The organism is Streptomyces sp. NPDC021115, from assembly GCF_044333065.1.
Taxonomy (GTDB): Bacteria; Actinomycetota; Actinomycetes; order Streptomycetales; family Streptomycetaceae; genus Streptomyces.
Map to the genome: position 1 here is coordinate 1 of NZ_JBIRQF010000052.1, position 4,198 is coordinate 4,198.

A 4,198-nucleotide genomic window follows, 5' to 3' on the forward strand; every position below is an offset into this window, starting at 1 on the left:
TGACCACACCATCGGAACGCCCCACCGACACCGCACCCCGCGTGGCCACCCACAACGGCGCACCGACACCCGCATCACCCAACGCCTGCGTCAGCACCGTCGTACGCGACAACGCCTCACCGTCGGCGCCCACAGCCAGCAGCGACACCACACCTGTCACCGCATCGTCGCCCACGACCGTACGCAGCTCATCCGCCGCCCCGGCCCGATCCGCAGCGTCCAGCTCGGCGACGCGTACGTCGACACCACGGTCGTTCAGCATCCCGACGACACCGGCGACCCACGCGTTCTCGGCTGCCTCGGCCGGTACGACGACCAGCCAACGGCCGCTCAGGGAAGCGGTAGAGCGGTCGGTGACCGGCTTCCACGACACCCGGTAACGCCAGCCGTCCACCGTCGAACGCATCGACTGCCGCCGCCGCCAGGACGACAACGCAGGAAACACCTCAGCCAGCGAAAGCCCCGGATCCACCGCAAGCTCCCCGGCAAGCGCGGCCACATCCCCGCGCTCCACCACATCCCAGAACCGACCGTCAACGGCACCGGCCGAAGCAGCCTCCGCCGCCGGAGCCTCCTCCCACCAGAACCGCGTGCGCTGGAAGGCGTACGTCGGCAACTCGGCCGACTCCACCCGGGCGGCACCGGCCCCGGCGAAGACAGCCGTCCAGTCCGGCGTCACCCCACGCACATGCGCCCGCGCGACAGCCGACAACAGCGCCTCAGCCTCAGGGCGATCCTTCCGCAGCGCGGCGGCGAACGCGGCGTCGGTGTCCTCACCGGTCACGCACTCCTGCGCCATCGCCGACAGCACACCGTCAGGGCCGAGCTCGACGAACGTCGTCACGCCCTGCGCTTCCAACGCGCGCACGCCGTCGAGGAAGCGCACCGCCTCCCGGACATGCCGCACCCAGAAGTCCGCAGTCGTGATCTCCTCCGCGGAGACCAGCTCACCGGTCAGGTTGGAGGCGATCGGAATGCGCGGAGCCTCGTACGAAAGCCCCTGCGCGACCTCCCGGAACGCGTCCAGCATCCCGTCCATGCGCGGCGAGTGGAACGCGTGGCTCACGGTGAGACGCTTGACCTTGCGCCCCTGCGCCTCGAACGACGCCGCGATCTCCAGCGCCGCATCCTCATCACCCGCGATGACCACCGACGCCGGGCCATTCACGGCGGCGATGCTCACCCGCTCGGTGAGCAGCGGCAGCACCTCGTCCTCCGACGCCTGCACCGCGACCATCGCGCCACCGGCCGGAAGCTCCTGCATCAGACGCCCACGCGCGGCCACCAGCTTCGCCGCATCCGCCAGCGACAACACACCCGCCACATGCGCGGCAGCCAACTCACCGATCGAATGACCCGACAGGAAGTCCGGCGTCACACCCCAGGCCTCCACCAGCCGGAACAACGCCACCTCGACCGCGAACAGCGCAGGCTGAGTGAACCCGGTCCGATCCAGGACAGCCGCGTCATCCCCGAACAGCACATCCCGCAGCGGCCGCTCCAGATACAGATCCAGATGCGCACACACCTCATCCAGCGCATCGGCGAACACCGGGAAGGCGTCGTACAGTTCACGCCCCATCCCGAGCCGCTGGCTGCCCTGTCCCGTGAAGAGGAAGGCCAGCTTGCCCTCCGCGACCGAACCTTCGACCAGGCCCGGGACAGACTCCTCCCGCTCCATCGCACCGAGTGTCCGCAGCAGCTCGTCCCGGTCACCAACGGTGACCACCGCACGCCGCTCCAGAGCACCGCGACCAACGGCCAAGGCATGAGCGACATCCAGAGGTGCCGACTCCGGACGCGTCTCGATGTGAGTGCGCAGCCGCGCGGCCTGCTCCCGCAGCGCCTCGGCGCTCTTGGCCGACAGCACGAACGGCAGCACACCACCGAGACCACGCGGCTCGGCCACCTCACCCGGTTCCTCGACCAGCGGCGCCTGCTCAATGATCGTGTGCGCGTTGGTGCCACTGATGCCGAACGCCGACACACCCGCACGACGCAGGCGACCCGTCTCAGGCCACTCCACCCGCTCCGTCAGCAGCGACACCGCGCCCGCCGACCAGTCCACGTGCGGCGACGGCTCATCCACATGCAACGTCTGCGGCAGCACGCCGTGCCGCATCGCCAGCACCATCTTGATGATGCCCGCAACACCAGCAGCAGCCTGCGTGTGACCGATGTTCGACTTGATCGAGCCCAGCCACAACGGCCGGTCCCCAACCCGTCCCTGACCGTAGGTGGCCAGCAGCGCCTGCGCCTCGATCGGGTCACCGAGCGTGGTCCCCGTACCGTGCGCCTCCACCACATCCACATCACCGGCCGACAGCCCAGCCCCGGCCAGCGCCTGACGGATGACGCGCTGCTGCGACGGACCGTTCGGCGCCGTCAGACCATTCGACGCACCATCCTGGTTAATGGCCGAACCCCGCACGACCGCCAACACCGGGTGGCCGTTCTTCTGCGCGTCCGACAGCCGCTCGACCAGCAGCATGCCCGCGCCCTCACCCCAACCGGTGCCATCGGCCCCGGCCGCGAACGCCTTGATCCGACCATCCGCCGCCAGCCCGCGCTGACGACTGAAGTCGATGAAGTTCTCGGGGGTGGACATCACGGTGACGCCACCGGCGAGCGCCATGGAGCACTCACCGCTCCGCAGCGCCTGCACCGCCATGTGCAAGGCCACCAACGACGACGAACACGCCGTATCGACGGTGACGGCCGGGCCTTCGAGCCCAAAGGTGTAGGCCACCCGCCCCGACACCACACTCGCCGCGTTGCCCGTGCCCAGGTGGCCCTCAAGGCCCTCGGGCGGGGTGGAGACGAGCGAGGCATAGTCCTGCCCGTTGGTCCCGGCGAACACACCGGTACGGCTACCGCGCAGCGTGGCCGGGTCGATGCCCGCCCGCTCGAACGCCTCCCACGACGTCTCCAGCAACACCCGCTGCTGCGGATCCATCGCCAGCGCCTCACGCGGCGAAATACCGAAGAACGACGCATCGAAGTCGGCGGCGTCGTAAAGGAAGCCGCCCTCACGTGTGTACGACGTCCCCGGGCGGTCCAGCTCCGGGTCGTAGAGCGCGTCCAGGTCCCAGCCACGGTCGGACGGGAACTCCGCGATCGCGTCGCCGCCCGCCGACAACAGCTGCCACAGCTCCTCGGGCGAACGCACCCCACCCGGGAAACGGCAGCTCATCGCCACGATCGCGATCGGATCGTCATCGGTCGCCACCGACACGGGCACCGGGCCCGAGGTGTCGACGGCGGTTTCCTCACCGACCAGTTCGCTGCGCAGATAGCCCGCCAGGGCGGATGCCGTCGGGTAGTCGAAGACCAGCGTCGCGGGCAGCTGAACACCCGTCGCCGCGTTCATCCGGTTCCGCAGCTCGACCGCCGTGAGCGAGTCGAAGCCCAGCTCACTGAACGCCCGCTCGACCCCGATCGACTCCGAACCGTCATGCCCCAGCACCGCGGCCACCTGCGTACGCACCAGATCCAGCAACAGCCGGTCCCGCTCATCCGCACCCAGCCCGGCCAGCCGCGCCACCAGCGAGGAGCCATCACCGGCGGACTCGGACTCACCGGCGGACTTCACCACCACCGCACGCGTCTCCGGGAGATCCGCGAACAGGCGGCTGGGCCGTACAGCGGTGAACTCCGGCGCGAAACGACCCCAGTCGACATCGGCGACGGTGACAGCGGTCTCATCGAGTTCAAGCGCCCGCTGGAGCGCGCCGATCGCCAACCCGGCGTCCATCGGCGGCAGCCCACCACGACGCAGCCGCTGCTCCAGTCCGTCGTCAGCGGCCATACCGCCCTCGGCCCACGGGCCCCAGGCGATCGACGTGGCAGGCAGCCCCTCGGACCGACGCCGCTCGGCCAGCGCGTCCAGGTAGGCGTTGGCCGCCGCGTAGTTGCCCTGCCCGGCGGCACCCAGCGAACCACTGATGGACGAGAAGAGCACGAACGCCGACAGATCCAGCTCACGCGTCAGCTCATCCAGATGCGCCGCCGCGGCCACCTTCGCCCGCAGCACACTGGTGAAACGCTCCGGGGTGAGCGAGTCCAGCACACCGTCGTCCAGCACACCGGCCGTGTGTATGACACCGGTCAGCGGCAGCTCCTCCGGCAACGACGCCAGCAGCTCCGCGAGCGCGTCCCGGTCCGCCACGTCACAAGCGGCAACCGTCACCCGAGCACC

At 69.9% G+C, this 4,198-nt stretch carries 1 protein-coding gene; it reads right to left on the bottom strand.

Annotated elements, in window-relative coordinates; translation table 11 throughout:
* The coding region (locus tag ACH4TL_RS45710) for a type I polyketide synthase (RefSeq protein ID WP_398332088.1) at positions 1-4,198 on the bottom strand (4,198 nt) is incomplete at both ends.